Origin of the sequence: Nocardioides sp. J9 (assembly GCF_007829375.1) — a bacterium.
GTDB lineage: Bacteria > Actinomycetota > Actinomycetes > Propionibacteriales > Nocardioidaceae > Nocardioides.
The window spans coordinates 1-20,090 of the sequence record NZ_VLJQ01000125.1 but is presented as its reverse complement, the minus strand read 5'-3'; the positions used below and the strand labels follow the sequence as shown (position 1 = coordinate 20,090).

The 20,090-nt window shown below is 74.5% G+C and carries 19 protein-coding genes; 12 read left to right on the top strand and 7 right to left on the bottom strand.

The window, feature by feature from the left end; all coding sequences use genetic code 11:
- The first annotated feature begins 278 nt into the window (after nucleotides 1-278).
- Nucleotides 279-1,373: a serine/threonine-protein kinase gene (locus L615_RS24485; RefSeq protein ID WP_145726390.1), complete on the top strand. Its 1,095-nt coding sequence runs from the start codon at nucleotides 279-281 to the stop codon at nucleotides 1,371-1,373.
- 5 nt (nucleotides 1,374-1,378) lie between these two features.
- Here L615_RS24485 and L615_RS21185 read toward each other — a convergent pair whose 3' ends face one another.
- Nucleotides 1,379-2,731, bottom strand: a complete 1,353-nt coding sequence (locus L615_RS21185) for a hypothetical protein (protein WP_145726389.1) — start codon at nucleotides 2,729-2,731, stop codon at nucleotides 1,379-1,381.
- 123 nt (nucleotides 2,732-2,854) lie between these two features.
- Here L615_RS21185 and L615_RS21180 point away from each other — a divergent pair, with 123 nt between their 5' ends.
- Both L615_RS21180 and L615_RS21175 read left to right on the top strand, forming a co-directional pair.
- A complete protein-coding gene (locus tag L615_RS21180) occupies nucleotides 2,855-3,439 on the top strand; it encodes a SigE family RNA polymerase sigma factor (RefSeq protein WP_145726388.1) in 585 nt (194 codons plus the stop codon).
- The gene (locus L615_RS21175) at nucleotides 3,432-4,583 is read left to right on the top strand and encodes a hypothetical protein (RefSeq protein ID WP_145726387.1); all 1,152 of its coding nucleotides are present in this window, start codon (nucleotides 3,432-3,434) and stop codon (nucleotides 4,581-4,583) included. Before L615_RS21180 ends, L615_RS21175 begins: the two co-directional genes overlap by 8 nt.
- A gap of 104 nt (nucleotides 4,584-4,687) precedes the next feature.
- Here L615_RS21175 and L615_RS21170 read toward each other — a convergent pair whose 3' ends face one another.
- Both L615_RS21170 and L615_RS21165 read right to left on the bottom strand, forming a co-directional pair.
- Nucleotides 4,688-5,368: a PadR family transcriptional regulator gene (locus tag L615_RS21170; protein WP_145726386.1), complete on the bottom strand. Its 681-nt coding sequence runs from the start codon at nucleotides 5,366-5,368 to the stop codon at nucleotides 4,688-4,690.
- Between the two features lie 160 nt (nucleotides 5,369-5,528).
- Complete coding sequence (locus tag L615_RS21165) at nucleotides 5,529-7,466, bottom strand: M3 family metallopeptidase (protein WP_145726385.1); 1,938 nt, start codon at nucleotides 7,464-7,466, stop codon at nucleotides 5,529-5,531.
- Nucleotides 7,467-7,666: 200 nt separating this feature from the next.
- Here L615_RS21165 and L615_RS21160 point away from each other — a divergent pair, with 200 nt between their 5' ends.
- The 6 genes from L615_RS21160 (at nucleotide 7,667) to L615_RS21135 (ending at nucleotide 13,296) form a co-directional block, all read left to right on the top strand.
- Entirely contained in the window at nucleotides 7,667-8,197 is a 531-nt protein-coding gene (locus L615_RS21160) for a TasA family protein (protein ID WP_145726384.1), read from the top strand.
- An 89-nt stretch (nucleotides 8,198-8,286) separates the two neighbouring features.
- The gene (locus tag L615_RS21155) at nucleotides 8,287-8,865 is read left to right on the top strand and encodes a signal peptidase I (protein ID WP_028657216.1); all 579 of its coding nucleotides are present in this window, start codon (nucleotides 8,287-8,289) and stop codon (nucleotides 8,863-8,865) included.
- Between the two features lie 231 nt (nucleotides 8,866-9,096).
- Nucleotides 9,097-10,902, top strand: coding sequence for an Ig-like domain-containing protein (locus L615_RS21150; RefSeq protein WP_145726383.1), 1,806 nt, complete (start codon nucleotides 9,097-9,099; stop codon nucleotides 10,900-10,902).
- Nucleotides 10,902-11,294, top strand: coding sequence for a hypothetical protein (locus L615_RS21145; RefSeq protein WP_145726382.1), 393 nt, complete (start codon nucleotides 10,902-10,904; stop codon nucleotides 11,292-11,294). Before L615_RS21150 ends, L615_RS21145 begins: the two co-directional genes overlap by 1 nt.
- Before the next feature lie 6 nt (nucleotides 11,295-11,300).
- On the top strand, nucleotides 11,301-12,044 hold the full coding sequence (locus L615_RS21140; protein ID WP_315897799.1) for a response regulator transcription factor: 744 nt from the start codon (nucleotides 11,301-11,303) through the stop codon (nucleotides 12,042-12,044).
- On the top strand, nucleotides 12,037-13,296 hold the full coding sequence (locus L615_RS21135; protein WP_145726380.1) for a HAMP domain-containing sensor histidine kinase: 1,260 nt from the start codon (nucleotides 12,037-12,039) through the stop codon (nucleotides 13,294-13,296). The genes L615_RS21140 and L615_RS21135 overlap by 8 nt, the downstream gene beginning before the upstream one ends.
- Here the strand turns inward: L615_RS21135 and L615_RS21130 are convergent.
- On the bottom strand, nucleotides 13,293-14,522 hold the full coding sequence (locus tag L615_RS21130; RefSeq protein WP_145726379.1) for an RNA polymerase sigma factor: 1,230 nt from the start codon (nucleotides 14,520-14,522) through the stop codon (nucleotides 13,293-13,295). The two genes, L615_RS21135 and L615_RS21130, sit on opposite strands and share 4 nt — an antisense overlap.
- Complete coding sequence (locus tag L615_RS21125; protein WP_028657211.1) at nucleotides 14,519-14,881, bottom strand: YciI family protein; 363 nt, start codon at nucleotides 14,879-14,881, stop codon at nucleotides 14,519-14,521. The genes L615_RS21130 and L615_RS21125 overlap by 4 nt, the downstream gene beginning before the upstream one ends.
- 187 nt (nucleotides 14,882-15,068) lie before the next feature.
- Between L615_RS21125 and L615_RS21120 the strand changes: the two genes are divergently transcribed.
- Entirely contained in the window at nucleotides 15,069-16,622 is a 1,554-nt protein-coding gene (locus L615_RS21120) for a hypothetical protein (protein WP_145726378.1), read from the top strand.
- A 26-nt stretch (nucleotides 16,623-16,648) separates the two neighbouring features.
- On the opposite strand, the gene L615_RS21115 is transcribed toward L615_RS21120, so the two are convergent.
- Nucleotides 16,649-16,960, bottom strand: a complete 312-nt coding sequence (locus L615_RS21115) for a DUF1905 domain-containing protein (RefSeq protein WP_145726377.1) — start codon at nucleotides 16,958-16,960, stop codon at nucleotides 16,649-16,651.
- Between the two features lie 66 nt (nucleotides 16,961-17,026).
- Between L615_RS21115 and L615_RS21110 the strand changes: the two genes are divergently transcribed.
- On the top strand, nucleotides 17,027-18,316 hold the full coding sequence (locus tag L615_RS21110; protein ID WP_261376801.1) for an MFS transporter: 1,290 nt from the start codon (nucleotides 17,027-17,029) through the stop codon (nucleotides 18,314-18,316).
- Nucleotides 18,313-19,320: a nitronate monooxygenase family protein gene (locus L615_RS21105; RefSeq protein WP_261376800.1), complete on the top strand. Its 1,008-nt coding sequence runs from the start codon at nucleotides 18,313-18,315 to the stop codon at nucleotides 19,318-19,320. The genes L615_RS21110 and L615_RS21105 overlap by 4 nt, the downstream gene beginning before the upstream one ends.
- A 28-nt stretch (nucleotides 19,321-19,348) precedes the next feature.
- Here L615_RS21105 and L615_RS21100 read toward each other — a convergent pair whose 3' ends face one another.
- Nucleotides 19,349-19,858, bottom strand: coding sequence for a mycothiol transferase (locus L615_RS21100; RefSeq protein ID WP_028657207.1), 510 nt, complete (start codon nucleotides 19,856-19,858; stop codon nucleotides 19,349-19,351).
- Nucleotides 19,859-20,090 lie beyond the last annotated feature (232 nt).

Here is a 20,090-nt window from a genome sequence, read left to right as displayed (position 1 = left end):
CTCAACCACCGGGGACGGCTCGTCGCTGGCGCTCCTCGCACCTCAACCACCGGGGACAGCTCGTCGCTGGCGCTCCTCGCACCTCAACCACCGGGAGCAGGTCGAAGCGAACCCAGGGCTTGCCGCCAGGCCAACGCCACCACCTACCGGAGCCAACCGCGCGCGCGGCAGCGCGGCGCCCGCGCCGAAGGCGCGTCGAGGGCAAGTGCGGGCCGAGCTTGCGAGGGCCTGCGCGCAGCCCTCGACAGGCGACGCGCTCGCGCGGATAGGGTCGAGGTATGGGTGAGGTCTTCGCGGGTCGCTACGAGCTGCTCGACCCGATCGCCGCTGGCGGCATGGGCACCGTGTGGCGGGTGCACGACCGCACGGCCGGCGACGTCAAGGCCGCGAAGGTGCTGCGCCAGGCCGACGCCGCGATGCTGCTGCGCTTCGTGCGTGAGCAGTCGGTGCGCATCGACCACACCCACGTGGTGACGCCGCAGTCGTGGGCGGGCGTGGACGACCGCGTGCTGTTCACGATGCCGCTGGTGCGCGGCGGCTCGGTCTCCGGGCTGATGAAGCGCAACGGCGGCACGCTGCCGCCCCGCTGGATCGCGGTGCTGACCGACCAGACCCTGCAGGCGCTGGAAGCGGTGCACGCGGCCGGCATCGTCCACCGCGACATCAAGCCGGGCAACCTGCTGCTGGAGCCGACCGGGTCCGGGCGCCCGCACCTGCGGCTGACCGACTTCGGCATCGCCGTCCCGAGCGACGAGCCACGGCTGACCCACATCGCGATGGTGATCGGGACGCCCGGCTACATGCCGCCCGAGCAGTACCACGGGGCCGACCCGCACCCGAGCGCCGACGTCTACGCGCTCGGCATCGTGGTGCTCGAGATGCTGACCGGCCGGCGACCGCCGGGCGACGGCGCGCCCGGACCGGTCGACGTCACGACGTTGCGCACCGGCGACCCCGAGCACGACGCCGTCCTCGACGTGGTGGCCGCCGCGACGGCGTACGACGCCTCCCAGCGCCCGTCCGCCGCCGGGCTGCGCACCCACCCGGCGCTGCGGTCGCTGGTGGCCCGCTGGGACGACCCGGCGCTGGCCGACGACCTCACCGTGCCGGAGGAGTACGCCGACACCGTGGACCTCCCGCCCACCGGCCTCGCCACGGCCCCGCACCCGCCGCCCCCGCCGAGCGTCGCGGCGACCGCGCGGATGGGCACGTCGGTGCTGCCGCCACCGCCCCCGCCGTCGGCCACCGCGCAGCCGACGCGCCCGGACGTCCCCACGCCCCAGGGGCAGGGACGGGCGCCCGTCGACGCGTGGGTGCTGCTCGGTGCGGGCGTGCTCGGCCTGCTGGTCGCGCTCTTCCTGCTGCTGGGCTAGGCCGCTCAGCGGCGGGCGCGCAGGCGGACCACGCCGGCGCCGAGGCAGGCGATGCTGGCCGCGGCGAGGCCGAGGCCGGCCCAGCGGCGGGTGCTGAACCAGCCGTCGCCGCCGATGGGGTTGCCCGACGCGACGGCGGAGAAGGTCTCCTCGGCGACGAGGAAGGGCTCCTCGGGGGAGTAGCCCTCGACCTGGGTGCCCTCGTCGGGCGAGGTCACCACACCCGGGTACGACGGCGCGCCGGCCGGCTCCCCGGTGACGGCCACCGTCAGCTCGACCGGGACGTCGAGCGCCTCGAGGTCCGAGGACTCGTCCAGCGGGCCGACCGACACCGCGACCCAGTGGTCGCCGGGGACCACGGGCAGGTCGTCGTCGAAACGGTTGCGGTAGCGCAGCGGGTTGGTGCCGGCGACGATGTCGAGCGCCTCGTCGTGGTGGTACTGCCCCTCGGCGGAGCCCTCCCCGTCGTCGTCCTTCAGCGCGAAGACGGCGCGCCGCGGGTCGACCAGCCGCACCCGGACAGGGATCCCGGAGTAGCGGCCCTCGAAGTCCGCCTCGTCGGCAGCGGGTGCGGTGACCCGCGCGACGAGCTGCTGGCCCCAGTCCAGGCCGACGCGCCACAGCTGCTCCTCGCCCTGCGCGAGGGTGGTGCTGACGGTGGTGCCGTCGCCGCTCGCGTCGAGCTCGGGGGCGTCGTCGAAGGACGCGGCGCCGGGCCGGTCCTCGGCGTCGCCGGCGTCGGGGACGTCGTAGTCGACCGCCTCGGCCGGCTCCGGGAGCGAGGCGGCGTCGCCGACCCGGGCCTCCTCGACGACCTTGATCGCGATCGGCATCGGGGCGGTGACGCCGCTCGAGCCGCGGCTGACCTCGATGCGCAGGGTGGCCGAGCTCTGGCACGGCGGTCGGTCGGTCGCGTCGGCGCTGGCCTGGCCGACGCTGACCGCGGCGCCGAGCACGGACTGCGGGATGCCGTAGGTGATCGAGTCGTCGTCGGACTCGCACGAGGAGAAGCTGCCGTCCTCGTCGACGTACCCGACGTCCACCCGGACGGCGTCGGAGTCGGTGGAGGGCGGGGAGCCGACGACGCCGACGTGGACCGTGCTGTCGCGCAGCCGCCGGTCGTAGGTGAAGTGGTGGGTGTTCTGCGCGTCCGACCCGCCGAGCGAGTCGGACCACAGGCCGGGCTCGAGCACGGTCGGCTCGGCCGGGTTCGTGCTCCCGGTGCCGTCGTCGAGCGGGGCGCCGCCGACGTCGACCCCGCCCGGCGCGGCGAGCGCGGGAGCGGCGTACCCCGTCGTCACGGCGAGCCACGCCAGGCAGCAGGCGCCGGCGAGGACGGCAGGGACGGGTCGGCTCACGGGCGGCAGCCTATCCACGAGGAGGTACGACGAATCCTGCGACGGGACCCAACCCGACGGGGCAGCTGCGCGTCCTGACCACTGCACGCGCCCCCGCCGGGGGCCACAGGGAAGGATCGCTCCATGCCGTTCACCGCACCTCGCGGGCCGACCGACGAGGAGTTCGTCGAGCTCGTCCATGCTGCGTGGCCGTCGCTCTACCGCACGGCGGTGCTGCTCGTCCGCGAGCACGCCCTCGCCGAGGACCTCGTGCAGACCGCGCTGGCGAGGACCTACAGCCACTGGCACCGGATCCGTGACACGGGCGCCGCGCAGGCCTACGCCCGCCGGGCGATGGTCAACGCGACGACCAGCATGTTCCGGCGACGGTCGTTCCGCTCCGAGCGGCCGACGGGGCAGATGCCCGAGCCGCCCGCGCGCGAGCCGGACCCCGCCGAGCGGCTCGACGTGCTGGCGGCGCTCGCGCAGCTCCCGCCGCGCCAGCGTGCGGTGGTCGTCCTGCGCTTCTACGAGGACCTCTCCGTCGCCGAGACCGCGCAGGCCCTCGGGATCAGCGACGGGACCGTGAAGAGCCAGACCTCCGACGCGCTGCGCCGGCTGCGCTCCCTGCTCGGCGACGCCGTCGACCTGCCCGGCGACCGTCCGGCCACCACCGCCCGCTCCAGCAGCACCCGCAGCACCGCCACCCCGGGAGGACACCATGACTGAGCAGCTCTCCGACCTTCTGCACGGGTGCGCCGACACCGTCGACGTGCCCCACCCCGACGCCACGGCCATCGCTGCCCGCGGCCGCACGATGCGGACCCGCCGGCGTGCGGGCACCGTCGTCGCCGCGGCACTCGTTGTCGGCGCGCTCGGCCTCGGTGGCGTCGTCCTCGGCAACGCCCTCGACGGTGAGGCCCGCAGCTCGCAGGTCGCCCAGCGGGGCGAGGAGGACCCGGGTTCCGCCGCCGCGGACGAGTACGCCGAGCGCTCGGCGTGGTCGGCCGGCAGCGAGGTCACGATCGGCACGACCACCGTCGACCTCGGCTCGCCGGTCGCCCACCTGGCCCAGACGTCCTCGGGCGTCGTCGCCCGCCTCTTCCAGGGCGACGCCGGCAACTCGTTCGTCCTGGTGCGGCCCGACGGCGCCACGGTCGAGCTCGGGATCCCCTCCTCCGTCGTGCACGTCGAGGGCGACCTCGCCCACCCGCGCGTCGCGTGGCTCGAGGTCGAGGGCGAGACCATGGTCGCGCACGTCTGGGACGTCGACGAGGACCGCGAGGTCGGCCGGGCCTCCCAGCCCGCGCAGGAGCCCGGCGGCCTGTCGGGCCTGCTGGGCGGCGAGGCGATCCCGGTGCCCCGCCTCGACGGCGACGACGTCTACTTCAGCGTCGACAACGACGTCCACTTCCGCGTCGACTGGGCGAACGGCGGGGCCACCGCGCTGCCGTACGCCGTGCACTCCGTCCACGACGGCATCGCCACCGCGCTGGACGACGCGGGCGCCGAGGACGGCGAGTGGCTCGTGTACGACGTCGACGCCGACCGCGTGCTGCGCCGGCTCGGCAGCGACGGCATCGACGGCATCGACGCCGTGGTCTCGCCGGACGGGCGGCAGGTGCTGACCCTGGGCCAGACCGAGGAGGGCAGCGCGACCAGCGCGCTGGTGCCGGTCTCCGGCGGAGACCCGGTCCCGCTGGCGGGGGTCGGCCCGGTCTCGGCCTGGGCCCGTGACGGCCACGTCGTCTCGCTGGACGGCGAGAGGTCGGCGCTGGTCCGGTGCGATGCCGCCGGGACGTGCGGGCGCGAGCAGGTCACCGCGCCGGACCGCGCCCGGGTCCTGCTCGCCGACCAGCTGGTGGTCGGCTGACGGCATCGCGGCACGACAGCGGCCCCGCACGGCTCTCGTGCGGGGCCGCTGCTGCGTGACCCTGGCGCCCCGGGGTGCGGGGTGCCGTCAGCCCGGGTGGTGGCTCAGGCCTCGGTCGGGCCGGCCTCGTCCTCGTCGGCACCGTCATCAGCACCGTCGTCGGCACCGTCGTCGACCACGTCGGCCTCGGGGCCGTCGGCGAGGATGCCGTAGAGGCTGCGGCGGGCCTCGACGAGGACGTCGACCGCGGCCCGGCGCTGGCTGTCGGAGCCCGCGGTCACGATCTGCCACACGGCGCTCATGACCTGGCCGATCTCGGCCTTGATGTCGGCGTTGCCGGACGGGCCGGCGGTGGCGCGGGCAGCCTGCTCGCGGTGCCGGTCGAAGGGCACCCAGACGGCGGCGAGCTCGTCGGCGTGCTCCTGGCACCAGGCCGCGCCCTTCGGCGTCAGCCGCATGCCGCGACGGCCGGCCTCGTCGTTCTCGACGAGCTCCTCGTCGAGGAGCTGCTGGACGGTCGGGTAGACCGAGCCGGGGCTGGGCTTCCACACCCCGCCGCTGCGCTCGGTGATCTGCTGGATGACCTGGTAGCCGTTGGGCGACTCCTCGCGCTCGTTCGCCGCGCGCCGCACGTCGAGGGCCCCGTGGCGGCCGCCGCGGGGCTCGCCCCAGGCGCCCCAGGGCCCGGGGCCGAAGTCGCCGCGTCCGCGGCGCTGGAACCCGCGCGGCTCGCCCCAGGGGCTGCGGTCGTCGGGTCCGAAGAACATGTGGTGGTGGCGTCCCATGGGGACCTCCTTCGTGAGGTGGAGGGCCGGTAGGTCCTCTCGTCAGTTCGAGATATCGCAGGAACAGTTCGTGTTCATGTCGCGATATATCGCAATGGTACGCCGGGTGTGGTGCCGGTGCAAGGGCCCCGGGTGCAGGAGCCTGGGGGTGCGGGACCCGTTACCGCGCGAGCCAGGCGGCGTAGGCGTCGAAGGCGAACGGCCGGCCCAGGAAGTCGGCGACGAGGTCGGCGGCGTCGGCGCTGCCGCCGGGGACGAGCACCTTGTCGCGGTAGCGGTGCGCGACCGCCTGGTCGAAGAGGGCACCGTCGTCGAAGGCGCTGAACATGTCCTTCGCGATGACCAGCGACCACATGTAGGTGTAGTAGGCCGAGCTGTAGCCGCCGAGGTGGCCGAAGCTGGCGAACATGTGCGTGCCGGGCAGGTAGGGCAGCGCGGCGTACCGGGCCTGCAGCTCGACCATCCGGTCGGTGAGGTCGGGCACCTGGCCGGAGGGCAGCGCGCGGTCGGCGTGGAAGCAGTAGGAGATCGCCGCGTAGAACATCTGGGTGCGGGCGTAGATGCCCTTGCCGTAGTCGTCGGCGGCGCGCATCGCGGCGACGAGGTCGGCCGGGATCGGCTCGCCGGCCTCGTCGGTGGCGAAGGTGCGCAGCACGTCGGCGTGCCACGCCCACTCCTCGAGCATCTGGCTCGGCGCCTCGACGAAGTCCCACTCGGTGGCGACGCCGGCGAAGCGGAACCAGTCGCCGTGGCCGGCGAGCACGTGGTGCAGCAGGTGGCCGAACTCGTGGAAGAGCGTGACGACGTGGTCGTGCTCCATCAGGCCGCGGGAGAAGTTGCACACCAGCACGCCCTCGGGCAGCTGCTCCCCGGCGACGCCGTCGGTGAGGGTGAACTGCGCAGCGTGCTTGTACTTGCCCTCGCGCGGGTGCAGGTCGAGGTAGATCCGGCCGATCGTGCGGCCGTCCTTGTCGACCTCGTAGGCGGTGACCTCCTCGTGCCAGACCGGCACGTCGACCTCGCGGTACGACAGGTCGAAGAGCCGGCCGGTCACGTCGAGCAGGCCCTGGCGGACCTTGCCGAAGTCGAAGTAGGTGCGCACCCGCTGGGAGTCGACGGCGTACTGCTCGGAGCGGACCAGCTCGGCGTAGTACTGGTAGTCGTAGCCGGGGACCTCGGTCGCGTCCGGGAAGTCCTGCCGGTAGCGCGTGAGCAGCTGGTCGAGGTCGCGGCGCATCGGCTCCTCGGCCGCCTCGGCGATCCGGTCGATGAACTCGGGGATCGCGGAGCCCTTGCCGATCATCTTCACGTCCGCGTCGTACGACGGCCAGTCGGGGTAGCCGACGGTCGTGGCGAGCTCGTGGCGCAGGTCGAACAGCTCGGTGAGCAACGGCTCCGTGGTCGGCCACCCGCGCTCGAGGGACGCGACGGTGATGTCACGGCGCACGTCCTGGTCGTGGGCGAACATCCGCACCGGCACCGAGTCGGGGTAGTCGGTGGTGACGGTCACCAGGCCGTCCTCGTCGGCGGGGTGGGCCTCCAGCCAGTCGGCCGGCATGCCGTCGAGCTGCTCGGGCCGCACCCGGATGCTGCGCACGTCGTCGCGGGTGACCCGGCTGAACTCCTGGTCGAGCTCGGTGATCCGCTCCCGGACGGCGGTGATCCGGGCGCGGGTCTCCTCGTCCTTGTCCACGCCGGAGCGGCGGAAGTCGTCGCGCACCTTGTGCAGCAGCCGCTGCGCGAGCGGGTCATGGGCGACCGCGTCGTCCTCGATGGCGGCGAACACGTCGTACAGCCCGCGGTCCAGGCTCCACTGCGTCGCCAGCCGCGACGCCTCCTGCTCGACGCCGTCCGCGAGGTCGCGCGCGGGCTCCTGCGGGTGCACGTTGCCGAAGAGCGAGCCGAGCGCGGCGACGTTGCCGAGGTGGCCCGACGCCCGGTCCCACTGGCGCAGCACCTCGACGGGGTCGGCGGGCGGCGCCGTCCGCAGCCCGTCGACGAGCTCGGTCGCGCGGGCGAGCTCGGCCGCCGAGCGCTCCCTGATCCAGTCGGGCCAGGCGTCGGACGAGGTCGGGAGCGCGAGCGGGGCGAGCGTCATGACGACAGGGTACGAGCGGCCGCCAGCCGCCGCCGGGGAGCGTTCGTGGAGATCGTGTGGAGCTCCACGGCGGGGTGTGCCGAACCGTGGAGGAGCGGGGGAGATCGCGAGGACTTCGTGTGGACCTCGTGTGGAGCGCGCCTTGGAAGAGTTCTGGTCATCGGGGAACAGCCCCCGCCACCACCACAGGAGAAGCTCCCATGCAGATGTCCAAGAAGGTCCTCGTCCCGCTCGCCACCCTCGCCGCCGCCGGCGCGATCGCCGTGGGCTCGGGTGCCACCTTCACCTCGCAGTCCAGCAACACGATCAGCGCCGTCACCTCCGGCACGCTGTCGCAGAGCAACTCCAAGGACGGCGGCGCCGTCTTCGACCTGGCCAACATGAAGCCGGGCGACACCCTCAACGGCTCGCTCACGCTGACCAACACCGGCAGCCTGCCGGCCACCTTCAGCCTCACCGAGACCGCGTCGGCCAACTCCTTCACCGGCTCGAACCTGACCCTGGCGATCACCAACACCACCACCGGCGCCTCGGTCTACAACGGCACCTTCGGCGGCCTCGTCGACGGCACGAAGACCGACCTCGGCGTCGTCCAGGCCGGTGTCGCGAACACCTACAAGTTCACCGTGAAGCTCGCCGCCGGCACCCCGAACGCCGACCAGGGCAAGACCGCCTCCGCGTCGTACCAGTGGGACTCGATCCAGCTCGACGGCGACACCTACGAGCAGTGATCCCTGACCGGCCCCGGCACTGAGCCACCCACTGGCAGCACCGACACGACCGACACCACCGACACCACCGACACCACCAGGAGACCACCATGGCCGAGCACCGACGCACCCGGCTCCACCGGGCCCTCGGGGCCACGGGCAACCTCCTGCTGGTGGCGGTGACGCTGCTCGGCATCGCCTACGTGCTGCCGTCGCTGCTGGGGCACGAGCGGTACGTGATCACCGGCGGCTCGATGGCGGGGACCTACGACAAGGGGTCCATCGTCTTCGAGGAGCAGGTCCCCGCCGCCGACCTGGAGGTCGGCGACGTGATCACCTACCAGCCGCCGCCCGCGTCCGGCGTCACCTCGCTGGTCACGCACCGCATCGTCTCCATCGGTCGCTCCCCCGAGGGCGCCCAGGTGCTGCGGACGCAGGGCGACGCGAACCCGGACCCGGACCCCTGGCGGTTCTCGCTCACCGCGGACGAGCAGCCGGTCGTGGCCTACTCGGTCCCGTACGTCGGCTACGCGCTCATCGCGCTGGCCGACCCGCAGGTGCGACTCCTCGTCGTCGGCCTCCCGGCCGGCCTGGTCGCCCTGCTCAGCCTCGGCCAGCTGGTGGCCGCCGTGCGCACGCGCCCCGACCCCGCACCGGGGACAGGTCCGGGCGCCGCCCGGCCGGCCTGACCAGCACCCAGCGAGGCGCGGCGCTCCCCCGGCGTGGGGCCGGGGGAACGCCGCCTGTTCCGTTTTGTGGAGAGCGCGTGGAGGTCGTGTCGACCGGCCGTGGGTCGCCCCTCCCTAGCGTTGGAGGCACCAGGGACAGCCCGCCTCCCGCACGCCAGCAGCAACCACCCAGCAACCACCCAGCCACCAGCCCAGGCACCGCCCAGCGGGCCCGGCACCGGAAGGACCGACATGCGTCGCACCACCGCGATCGTGCTCCTCGGCCTCGTCGTGCTGACCGGGTCCGCCCGGCTGTTCAGCGGGTTCTCGGACGCGACGTTCACCAGCACCAGCGCCAACGTCGGCACGGTCCGCGCCGCCGCCGACTGGACCGCGCCGGCCGTCGCCGTCACCTCGCCCGGCACGCCCGTCCAGGGCACGGTCACCCTGGCCGCCACCGCCAGCGACGCCGAGTCCGGCATCTCCTCGGTCACCCTGCAGTACCTCGCCCCCGGCACGACGTCGTGGGCCACGCTGTGCACCGACACGGTCGCGCCGTACACCTGCAGCTGGGCCACCGGCTCGATGGCCGACGGCACCTACGACCTGCGCGCCCGCGCCACCAACGGCGCGGGATACACCACCGTCTCCGAGGTCGTCCGCACCACCGTGGCCAACAACGTGCTCGTGGTGCTCTCCGACCCCGGCGAGGTGGTCCGCGGCAACGTGTCGATGAGCGCCACCGTCTTCAACGGCGGCCTACTGGCGTGGAGCGTCACCGTGCAGTACGCCCCCGCCGGCACGACGGCCTGGAAGCCGCTGTGCTCCGGGCTGTCCGCACCGTTCGCCTGCACGTGGAGCACGACGGGCCTCGCCAACGGTGAGTACGACCTGCGCGCCGTCGCCACCTTCCTGCTCACCACCGCCACCTCGGCGGTCATCACCGACGTCCAGGTCGACAACCTCGCCCCGACCGTCTCGATGACCGACCCCGGCTCGCCCCTGAGCGGCACGGTGACCTTCGGCGCCGCCGCCTCCGACGCCCACTCCGGTGTCCAGCAGGTCGCGCTGCAGCACCAGCGCAGCGGCACCAGCACCTGGCAGCCGCTGTGCACGACCACCGCGGAGCCGTACACCTGCCGCGTCGCGACCACCACGCTGGCCGACGGCACCTACTCGTTCCGCGCCGTCGCCACCGACGTCGCCGGCAACACCACGACCTCCGCGGCCGTCACAGGTCGCGTCGTCGACAACACCGTCTCCTCGGTCTCCCTGGACAACCCCGGCACCACCCTCAGCGGGACGGTCGCCGTGACCGCGCAGGCCAACTCCACCGCCGGCGTGACCTCCGTGCGGATCCAGCACGCGGCGAGCGGCAGCAGCAGCTGGACCGACCTGTGCACGGCCACCGCGGCGCCGTACTCCTGCACGTGGGACACCCGCACCGTCGCCGACGGCAACCACGACCTGCGCGCCGTCCTGCTCGACGGCCGCGGCGGCGCCACCACCTCGGCGGTGCTGACCCGCAAGGTCGACAACAGCCCGCTGCGGGCGATCGACGTCCAGGCCACGAACGGCGACGGCACCGCCGGCCGCCTCGACGCCGGCGACACGCTCACCCTGACCTGGAGCGAGGTCGTCACCCCGGCCAGCCTCTCGGCCGGCTGGAACGGCGCTGCCGTGCCGGTCACCCTGCGCCTGCGGGACGGCAACGCCAACGGTCTCGCCTACGGTCCGAAGAACGACGTGGTCGACGTCCTGCGCGGCAACGGAGCCGTGAACCTCGGCTCGGTGGCGCTGCGCGAGGACTACGTGAAGACGAAGAAGCAGGTCTCCTTCAACGCGACCATGACCGCGACCACGGTCACCGTCGACGGCACCGAGCGCACGGTCGTCACGATCGTCCTGGGCGCGGTGTCGTCCGGGTCCGGCCTGCGTACCGTCACCACCACGCCGAGCATGGTGTGGAGCCCCTCGGGTGCGGCCACCTCGGTTGCCGGCGGTGCCTGCTCGACCACCCCGGTCACCGAGACCGGTGGAGCGGACCGGGACTTCTGATGGACCGCCACACCGTCGCCACCCGGGTCGCCGTCCTGCTGGCGGTGCTGCTCGGCACCGGCGAGCTGGGCCGGGCCGTCGGCGTCGGGCCGGGAGGCGCGTCGGTCACGGCCGCGGTGCTGGCGCCGGTCACCCTCGTCGCGGCGGTCGCGCTGTCGCGGCGCAGCTGCCTGGAGACGCGGCTGCCGGTCGTGGTCGTCGTCGGGGCGCAGCTGCTCGCCACCGGGCTCGCCCTGGCCGTCGGGCTCCCGGGGCAGGCCAGGACCGGCCTCGGCGTCCAGGAGGGGGCGACCATCGTGCTGGTGCTCGGCGTGCTGGTGGCGCTCGACGTCGACCGTCGTGCCCGGGCGCGCTCGGCCGTCGTGCCTCCGGGGTCCCCCTATGCTCGGTGAGTGCCCGTGCGCCTGCTGATCGTCGAGGACGACGACGCCATCGCCGCCCCCCTGGTCCGAGCCGTCCAGCGCGAGGGGTACGACGTCGAACGGGTCGCCGCCGGGGAGCCCGCGGTCGCGCGGGTGGCGGACGGCGGCGTCGACCTCGTGCTGCTCGACCTGGGCCTGCCCGACATGGACGGCCTCGACGTGTGCCGCCGGCTCCGCGCCGACGGCTACGCCGGCGGGATCGTCATCCTCACCGCCCGCGCCGGCGAGCTGGACCGGGTGGTGGGCCTCGACGTCGGCGCCGACGACTACCTCGCCAAGCCGTTCAGCCTCTCCGAGCTGCTGGCCCGGGTGCGGGCCCTGCTCCGCCGCGCCCACCGGCCGGCCGTCGTCGACGCCCCCGCCGACCCCGGACCGGGCACGGCTGCCCCGGCGCCGGCGAGCACCCCGGTCCCTCCTGCCCGCCCCGGGTTCCGCCTCGACCGTGCGGGCCGCCGCGCCTGGGTCGCCGACGCCGAGCTCGCCCTCACGGCCAAGGAGTTCGACGTCCTCGCCCTGCTCGACGAGAACCGGGGCGCCGTCGTGAGCCGCGAGACGCTGATGGCGAAGGTGTGGGACGAGAACTGGTTCGGCTCCACCAAGACCCTCGACGCCACCATCGGCCGCCTGCGGCAGAAGCTGCAGGACGCCGACGCGCCGATCACCCTCGGCACCGTCCGCGGCGTCGGCTTCCGGCTCGAGGACGCCCGCGCCGATGCGTGAGCGGCTGGTCATCGCCTTCGTCGGCCTGACCCTCGCCGTCATCGGCCTGTACGGCGTGCCGCGGGCCTACTTCCTCGCCGACCTCGTGCGCGAGCAGGAGTGGACCACCCTCGACAGCACCGCCGCCGCACTCGAGGGCCTGGTCGAGGAGCGGCGCGAGCGCGGCGGCGACGTCGACGTGGAGCTGCTCGAGCACGGGCTCACCGGCGCCGACCGCGTGGAGTACCTGCCCGCGCAGGGCGAGGTGCTGGTCGCCGGTGGCGCCGAGGACGCCGACGGCGGCATCGAGGTCGTCCGCGACCTCCCCGGCGGGGGCGCGCTGCACCTGAGTGTCTCCGGCGACACCGTGGCCTCCGGCGTCCGCAAGGCGATCACCCCGCTGGTGCTGCTCGGCCTCGTCCTCGGCCTCGGCTCCGCACTGTTCGGCTTCGCGCTGGCGCGCCGGATGTCGCGCCCGTTCCAGGAGCTCGCCGTCCACTCCCGCGAGCTCGGCCACGGCCGCTTCGACATCGACGTGCCGTCGTACCGGGTGCCGGAGGCGGAGGCCATCGGCGCGTCCCTGCGCGGCGCGGCCAGCCGCCTCGACGCGCTGGTCCGGCGCGAGCGCGAGTTCGCCGCGAACGCCTCGCACCAGCTGCGGACGCCGGTCACGGCGCTGCGGCTGGGGCTGGAGGACCTGACGCTGTGGCCCGAGACCGCGCCCGAGGTGCGGGCCGAGCTGGAGCGCGGGATCGCCGAGCTGGACCGCCTCAGCGCGGCGATCGACGAGCTGCTCGACCTCGCCCGCGGGCGGCGGCTGGACGACCAGGAGGTGGTCGCGCTCGACAGCCTGGTGCTCGCGGCCGCCGTGCGCTGGCAGACCACGCTGGCGGCGGACGGCCGGGAGCTCGTCGTCGACACGGACGGCACCGCCCGCACCCGGGCCGCCACCGGCGCCGTGGAGCAGGTCCTCGACGTGCTGGTCGAGAACGCGCGGGTCCACGGCAGCGGTGCGATCACCGTCGAGGCGCGCGACGCCGGCACGCACCTCGAGATCGCGGTCGCGGACGAGGGTACCCGCACCCTGGGCCCCGACGTCTTCCGGCGCGGGGTGACCAGCCGGGACGGCGCCGGCCACGGCATCGGCCTCGCCGTCGCCGCCGACCTGGCCGAGCTGTGCGGCGGCCACCTGTCGCTGGACACCGCCAGCCCCACCACCCGCTTCGTGATGTGGCTGCCCCGCGTCGACGCCCCCGGTGAGGAGCCCGGCTAGCCGCCGACCAGCTCCCCGCGCTTGCGGGTGAGGTAGGCGCGCTCGGCGGTGTTGTCGCACACGGCCAGCGCGGCGTCGTACGCCGCCCGGCTCTCCGCGGAGCGGCCCAGCCGCCGCAGCAGCTCGGCCCGCGTGGCGTGCCACGCGTGGTAGGACTCGAGCGGCAACCGGTCGACGATCGCCAGCGCCACCTCGGGGCCGTCGAGCTCCGCGATCGCGACGGCCCGGTTGAGGGCCACGATCGGCGAGGGGTCGAGGTGCGCGAGCTGGTCGTAGAGCGCGGCGACCTGCGACCAGTCCGTGGCGGCGGCCGTCGGGGCGTCGGTGTGCACGGCGTTGATCGCGGCGAGCAGCTGGTAGCGCCCCGGCTGGTTCCGGGCGAGGCACTGGCGGACCAGGGCGTGGCCCTCGGCGATGAGCTCGCGGTCCCACCCGCCGCGGTCCTGCTCCTCGAGCGTGACCAGCTCGCCGCCGCGCACCCGGGCGGCGCGGCGCGCCTCGGTGAGCAGCAGCAGGGCGAGCAGCCCGGTGACCTCGGGGTCGTCGGGCAGCAGCTGGTGGAGGATCCGGGCCAGCCGGATCGCCTCGCCGGTGAGCTCGGCGCGGACCGGGTCGCCGTCCCCGGAGGACAGGTAGCCCTCGTTGAAGATCAGCAGGAGGACCGCCAGCACCGTGCCGACGCGGCCGGGCAGGTCCTCGGCCTCCGGGACGCGGTAGGGGATGTTGGCGCCCTTGATCTTGGCCTTGGCGCGGGTGATCCGCTGCGCCATCGTGGTCTCCTGCACCAGGAAGGCGGCGGCGACCTCGGCGACGGTCAGGCCGCCGAGCAGGCGCAGGGTGAGCGCGATCCGCGCCTCGGGCGCCAGTGCCGGGTGGCAGCAGGTGAAGATCAGCCGGAGCCGGTCGTCGACGACCGCGCCGACCGGCTCGTGCGGGGTGTCGTCCTGGATGACCACGGCAGCCTCGTGCTTGGACTCGCGCAACTTCTCGCGGCGCAGCTTGTCGATGGCCCGGTTGCCGGCCGTGGTGGTCAGCCAGCCCCCGGGGTTGGGCGGTACGCCGCCCTCGGGCCACTTCTCGAGCGCGGCGACCAGGGCCTCGCCGGCAGCCTCCTCGGCGATGTCGATGTCGCCGAAGCGGCGGACCAGCGAGGCGATGATCCGGCCGTACTCCTCGCGGAAGATCCGCTCGACGGCCGCTCGCGCCTCCGCGGCAGCCCCGGTCACGCGCTCGGCGGCTCGGCCTGGAACGGGCGGACCTCGACCTTGCCCCGGCAGGCGACCGAGCCCTCCGCGGCGTACCGGAGCGCGGTCTCGCGGTCCGGCAGCTCGAGGATCCAGAAGCCGCCGATGTGCTCCTTGGTCTCGAGGTAGGGCCCGTCGGTCACCACCGTGTCGCCCGCCGACGCGTCGACGACGCTGGCCGTGCTGGCCGTCTCGAGGCCTCCGGCGAAGACCCACACGCCGTCGGCCTGGAGCTTGTCGTTGAAGCGGTCGACGGCGGCGACCATCTCGGTGACCTCCTGGGGATCGATGTTCGCGTAGTCCTCTTCGCTGCCGTGCACGCTGAGCAGGTACTGCGTCATGGGTCGTCTCCTCCGGTTGGCCGGGCGGTCCTGGCGACCGCCCTCGTCACCACCACGAACGGTGGCCCCCCGGTACGACAGCCTGCCACCGCTTTTCTCATCGGTCCCTTGTCCCGCTGCGTCTCACGGAGGTCTCACGTCGGGGCGGACCGTTGCCGCCCGGGACCGGGGAGGGCACGCTCGGAGCGTGTTGCGGAAGCTGAAGCAGATCGGCCAGGCGCTGACCCCGGGCGCGATCCGCCAGGGGCTCGCTGCCAGCCGCGAGGCGCTGGCCAACGGCGGCCGGCTCACCCCCGAGCAGCTGGCGGCGCTCACCCCCGAGCAGCGAGCGGCGTACGACGAGGCGATGGCCCACGCGCAGGCAAGCGTCGACCAGACGATCGCCGACGCGCGCGCCCGGCGGGTCCTGCTCGGCCCCGCCGGCGAGCACCTCTACGGTCCCCTTCCCGACCGGGAGAACATGCTCTCCTTCGGCATCGGCGCGCACCTGCGCCTCGCCGCCGACGGCTTCCGTGACGCGCTGAGCGAGACCGTCCACGGGCGGTCGCTCCCGCCGCCACCGGCGCCGCCGGTGAGCGCCGACCCCGCGACCCAGGCGGCGCACGAGCGCGCGGGACGCGACGAGGCGCGCACGCCGTACCTCGCAGACGGGCGCAGCCCGGTCGTGGTCACCCGGATCACCACCGACCCGAAGCGGTCGCTGGAGGAGCTGGCTGCCTGGCTGGGCAGCTCGGGCCTGTCCGGTCGCCCGGACCTCGTGTACGGCGTCGCGCGGGTACCCGACCACGTGCCCGGCGGCTTCGGCATCCGCAAGTCGTCGATCGTCGAGTGGGAGGTGGTGCACGCCGCCACCGGTCCCCTGCCGGCCGCACCCCCGGCAGGCATCGCCCTGTTCGACGCCCGGGAGACGTGGGCCGCCCGCCGGGCCGGCGAGCCCGGGATCCTCGACGAGGACCTCGGCCTGGAGTTCCTGGCCCGCGCCGGGCTCGGCCCGGACCAGTGCCTGGGCATCGCCCGCCGGGTCGCGGTGGACGCCGGCTCCGGCGACGAGAGCTCCCCGCCCTACGTGATGGTCGGCGTCACCGGCGTCGTGGTGCTGCACCCGGCCGGCGCCGCTGACGGCACCTGGGACGGGATGCGGGCCGCCCGTCCGCTCCAGGTGCTGCCCGCGCCGGGCGTGCACGTGGAGGTCCTCAACTGGCTGGAGGTACGCCGCGCGGTGGTGCCGCGGCCCGACCAGCGGGCCGTCGTGCCGTCGTCGTTCCCCTACCTGCCCCTCACCGGCGCGGAGCTGCTGAAGGCCTACCTCGAGATCGTCGGCGTCCGGCCGTCCGACTGCTTCAGCGCCCAGGTGAGCGGCGACCAGCCGGAGAACATCATCGGCGGCAGCCTCCACGTCGTCAGCACGATGTCGGAGAAGGAGCCGGCCGCCGACGGCGAGCTGCGGCGGCGCTTCCGGGGCGGGACGCGGGTGGTGGTCGTCTACCGCGACGCGCCGGAGTACGCCGAGGGCCGGGCCCGCTGGGCGGCGTACCAGCAGGACGTGCTGCAGGCCCAGCTGCACGTCGGCACGGCGGTGCGGGGGCCGGTCAGCGGGCAGGGCGCGCTCGGCCGCGGGGCCCTCGGCGCGCTGGTGCGCACGGTGGAGGGGATCGCCGACTTCGTCGACGGCAACAGCTGGGACACCACGGAGCTCGAGAAGGTGCCGCACCACCGCTACTGCTGGCCGCCGGTCAGGTGAGCCGCCCGGTCAGCTGAGCCGCCCGGTCAGCTGAGCCGCGCGGTCAGGTGCACCTCGACGGTGTCGCCGGCCTCCTTGCCGCTCTCGACCCGCAGTCCGTTGGCCACGGGCAGCTTGTGGTTGCCGTCGCCCAGGGCCATGAACGAGGTCTCGAACGGCACGTCGTCCACGGTGCCGCGCACCTTGACCCGGCCGCGGGTGCCGAACCGCGCGGCCGACTCGGGCCAGACCACGTAGGTCCAGCCGCCGGGTGCGTCGCTGCGGCGCAGCGTCTCGGTGAAGGTGATGCCGAGCAGCCCGACGCCGTGCGGCGGCCCGCCCCCTGCTGAGGTGCCCATGGCTGTGCTGACCCGCGCAGCGGCGTGGATTCATCGGGTCCCGGCCGCCGTCCGTAGCCTGACCCGGTGAGCCTTCGCGGGATGCTGGCCGACACGCGGCCGCTGCAGAACCCGCACTTCCGGCGGCTGTGGCTGGCCAACATCATCACGGTGGTCGGTGCGCAGCTGACCGTGGTCGCGGTGCCGGCGCAGATCTACTCCGAGACCGGCTCGTCGGCGTACGTCGGCCTGACCGGCGTCTTCGGCCTCGTGCCGCTGGTGGTGTTCGGCCTGTGGGGCGGGGCGCTCGCGGACCACTTCGACCGGCGCACGATCCTGGTCATCACGACGTCCGGCCTGATCGCGACGGCCGCGCTGTTCTGGCTGCAGGCGGCGCTGGACCTCGGCAACGTGTGGGTGCTGCTGTCGCTGTTCGCCGTCCAGCAGGCGTTCTTCGCCGTGAACCAGCCGACCCGCTCCGCGGTGCTGCCGCGCCTGCTCGACGTGGACGTGCTGCCCGCGGCGAACTCGTTGAACATGACGGTCGTCCAGGCCGGTGCGATCGGCGGCCCGCTCGTGGCCGGGGTGCTGATCCCGTTCACCGGCTACGCCTGGCTCTACCTCGCCGACGCGGTCTGCCTGTTCGCGACGCTCTTCGCCGTCGTACGGCTGCCGCGGCTGCCCGTCGAGGGCGTCACCGGCACGCCCGGCCTGCGGTCGGTCGCGGAGGGCATCGCCTACCTGCGCCGCCACCCGGTGCTGATGATGTCCTTCGTCGTCGACATCATCGCGATGGTCTTCGGCATGCCGCGGGCGCTCTTCCCCGAGATCGCGCACGAGAGCTTCCTCGGCCCGGAGGAGGGCGGGCTGGCCTTCGCCCTGCTCTTCGCCGGCATCCCGGCCGGCGCCGTGCTCGGCGGGATCTTCTCGGGGTGGGTCTCGCGGGTCACCGCACAGGGCAGGGCCGTCATCTGGTGCATCGTCGTGTGGGGCGTGGCGATGGCGGGCTTCGGCCTGGCCGTCCTCGGCGCCGACCTGACCTCGGGTTCGGCACGCCCCTGGCTGCTGCTGGCCGTCCTCATGCTCGTGGTCGGCGGGGCGGCCGACATGGCCTCGGCCGCCTTCCGCAGCGCGATGCTGCAGAGCGCGGCGGCCGACGAGGTCCGCGGCCGCCTGCAGGGGATCTTCATCGTCGTGGTGGCCGGAGGCCCCCGCATCGCCGACGTCACGCACGGCGCGACCGCCGTGGCCGTCGGCACGGCGGCCGCGGCCACCGGTGGGGGCGTGCTGGTCGTGGTGCTCACCGTCGCCGCGGCGCTCCTCGTGCCGTCCTTCGTGCGCTACCGGGTGGCGTCTCGCGCCAGACTGGACGGGTGAGCCTGCTCGACACCGACCTGCCCGTCGTCGCCGCTCCGATGGCCGGCGGGCCGTCGACCGTCGCCCTCGCCACCGCCGTCACCGACGCCGGCGGTTTCGCCTTCCTGCCCGCGGGCTACCTGTCGCCCGCTGCGCTCGAGGCGTTGCTCGGCGAGGCCCGGGCGACGGGTCGGCCGTTCGGGGTGAACCTCTTCGTGCCCCAGCCCGGCGCGGTCGACCGCGCGTCGTACGACGCCTTCCGTGCGGCCCTGGCCGCCGACGCCGCCGACCCGGGCGTGGAGCTGCCCGCCGAGCCGCAGCACGACGACGACGCCTGGCCCGCCAAGCTCGACCTGCTGGTCGCCGACCCGGTCCCGCTCGTCTCGCTCACCTTCGGCCTCCCGCCGGCCGCGGACGTCGCCCGCCTCCGCCGGGCCGGTTCCCGGGTGCTGGCGTCGGTGACGACCGCGGACGAGGCACGCCAGTCCGAGGAGGCCGGCGTCGACGGGCTCGTCGTGCAGGGACCACGCGCCGGCGGGCACAGCGCCACCTTCGACCCGGGCCGCCGGCCCGGCGACGCCCCGACCGCGGACGTGGTCCGGCAGGTCCGGGCAGCCACGCGGCTGCCCGTGGTGGCCGGCGGCGGGGTGGACGGCCCCGACGCCGTCCGCGACCTGCTCGCGGCGGGGGCGGAGGCGGTCGCCGTCGGCACGCTCCTGCTGCGCGCCGACGAGGCGGGCACCTCGGCCACCCACCGCGCCGCACTCGCCGACCCGGCGTTCACCACGACCGTGGTCACCCACGCCTTCACCGGTCGTCCCGCGCGGGCGCTGCGCAACGCCTTCGTCGAGCGGTACGACGCCCTGGCACCGCTCGGCTATCCCGAGCTGCACCACCTGACCCGGGGCCTGCGTCGTGCCGCCGCCGCTGCCGGCGACCCGCACCGCCTGCACCTGTGGGCCGGCACCGGCTTCCGCGCGGCCCCGACCGGACCGGCGGGCGCCATCATCCGCAGCCTGGCCTGAGGCCTGCCGGCGCTGTCAGCCGGTCCGGTCAGCCGGCGCGGTCGACCAACCCGCGCAGGTAGGCCGCCTGCCCGACGTGCTGCGTGCAGTCGTTGACCACGCTGACCAGCCGCACCCCGAGCGTCACCGGCGGGTCCCACCGCTCGTCGACGACCCGGTCGAGGTCGTTGCCGGTCACCGTGGCGACGTACTCCAGCGTGCGCGCGTGCGTCGCGCGGTAGTACTCCGCCAGCAGGCCGGCCGACGCGCGCACCAGCCCGACCTCCTCGCTGCTGTGGCCGTAGCCGATGTCACCCGGGCTCAGCGGCAACCCGAACCGGTCCTCGAACCCGCCTCCGGTCCACACCTGCTCCTGCCCCGCGACGTCCGCGACGTGGTCGTCCTGCACCCGGGTCAGGTGCCACACCAGCCACCCGATGCTGTTGGCGTCGGGGTCCGGCCGGTGCGCGAGCTGCTCGTCGCTCGCCCCGTCCAGCACCGCCTCGACGCTCTCGAGGACACGGCCGAAGGAGTCGGCCAGGAGGTCGGCAGGAGTCATGCCCTCGACGGTACGTCGCGGACCCGGTGCGGGGAACCGCCGCCACCACAGCCCGCCAGGCAGGCCCGGAGGTTTCGAGGCTCCTCGCYGGCGCTCGTCGCACCTCAACCACCGGGAGACACGCAGTCCGTGCCGGCAAGCGCGCCGCCTGCCGTCCGTCAGGGCCCCGCGGTCAAGGATCGCGAAGCGACCGCGTAGCGGCGGAGCGCAGCGACGTCCTTGACGGCGGGGG

Bases quoted from the DNA above. Each gene is read 5' to 3' on its own strand.
- L615_RS21175 (WP_145726387.1), top strand. From the start codon at position 3,432: ATGACTGAGCAGCTCTCCGACCTTCTGCACGGGTGCGCCGACACCGTC.
- L615_RS21150 (WP_145726383.1), top strand. From the start codon at position 9,097: ATGCGTCGCACCACCGCGATCGTGCTCCTCGGCCTCGTCGTGCTGACC.
- L615_RS21155 (WP_028657216.1), top strand. From the start codon at position 8,287: ATGGCCGAGCACCGACGCACCCGGCTCCACCGGGCCCTCGGGGCCACG.
- L615_RS21170 (WP_145726386.1), bottom strand. From the start codon at position 5,368: ATGGGACGCCACCACCACATGTTCTTCGGACCCGACGACCGCAGCCCC.
- L615_RS21135 (WP_145726380.1), top strand. From the start codon at position 12,037: ATGCGTGAGCGGCTGGTCATCGCCTTCGTCGGCCTGACCCTCGCCGTC.
- L615_RS24485 (WP_145726390.1), top strand. From the start codon at position 279: ATGGGTGAGGTCTTCGCGGGTCGCTACGAGCTGCTCGACCCGATCGCC.
- L615_RS21160 (WP_145726384.1), top strand. From the start codon at position 7,667: ATGCAGATGTCCAAGAAGGTCCTCGTCCCGCTCGCCACCCTCGCCGCC.
- L615_RS21125 (WP_028657211.1), bottom strand. From the start codon at position 14,881: ATGACGCAGTACCTGCTCAGCGTGCACGGCAGCGAAGAGGACTACGCG.
- L615_RS21115 (WP_145726377.1), bottom strand. From the start codon at position 16,960: ATGGGCACCTCAGCAGGGGGCGGGCCGCCGCACGGCGTCGGGCTGCTC.
- L615_RS21165 (WP_145726385.1), bottom strand. From the start codon at position 7,466: ATGACGCTCGCCCCGCTCGCGCTCCCGACCTCGTCCGACGCCTGGCCC.
- L615_RS21100 (WP_028657207.1), bottom strand. From the start codon at position 19,858: ATGACTCCTGCCGACCTCCTGGCCGACTCCTTCGGCCGTGTCCTCGAG.
- L615_RS21145 (WP_145726382.1), top strand. From the start codon at position 10,902: ATGGACCGCCACACCGTCGCCACCCGGGTCGCCGTCCTGCTGGCGGTG.
- L615_RS21180 (WP_145726388.1), top strand. From the start codon at position 2,855: ATGCCGTTCACCGCACCTCGCGGGCCGACCGACGAGGAGTTCGTCGAG.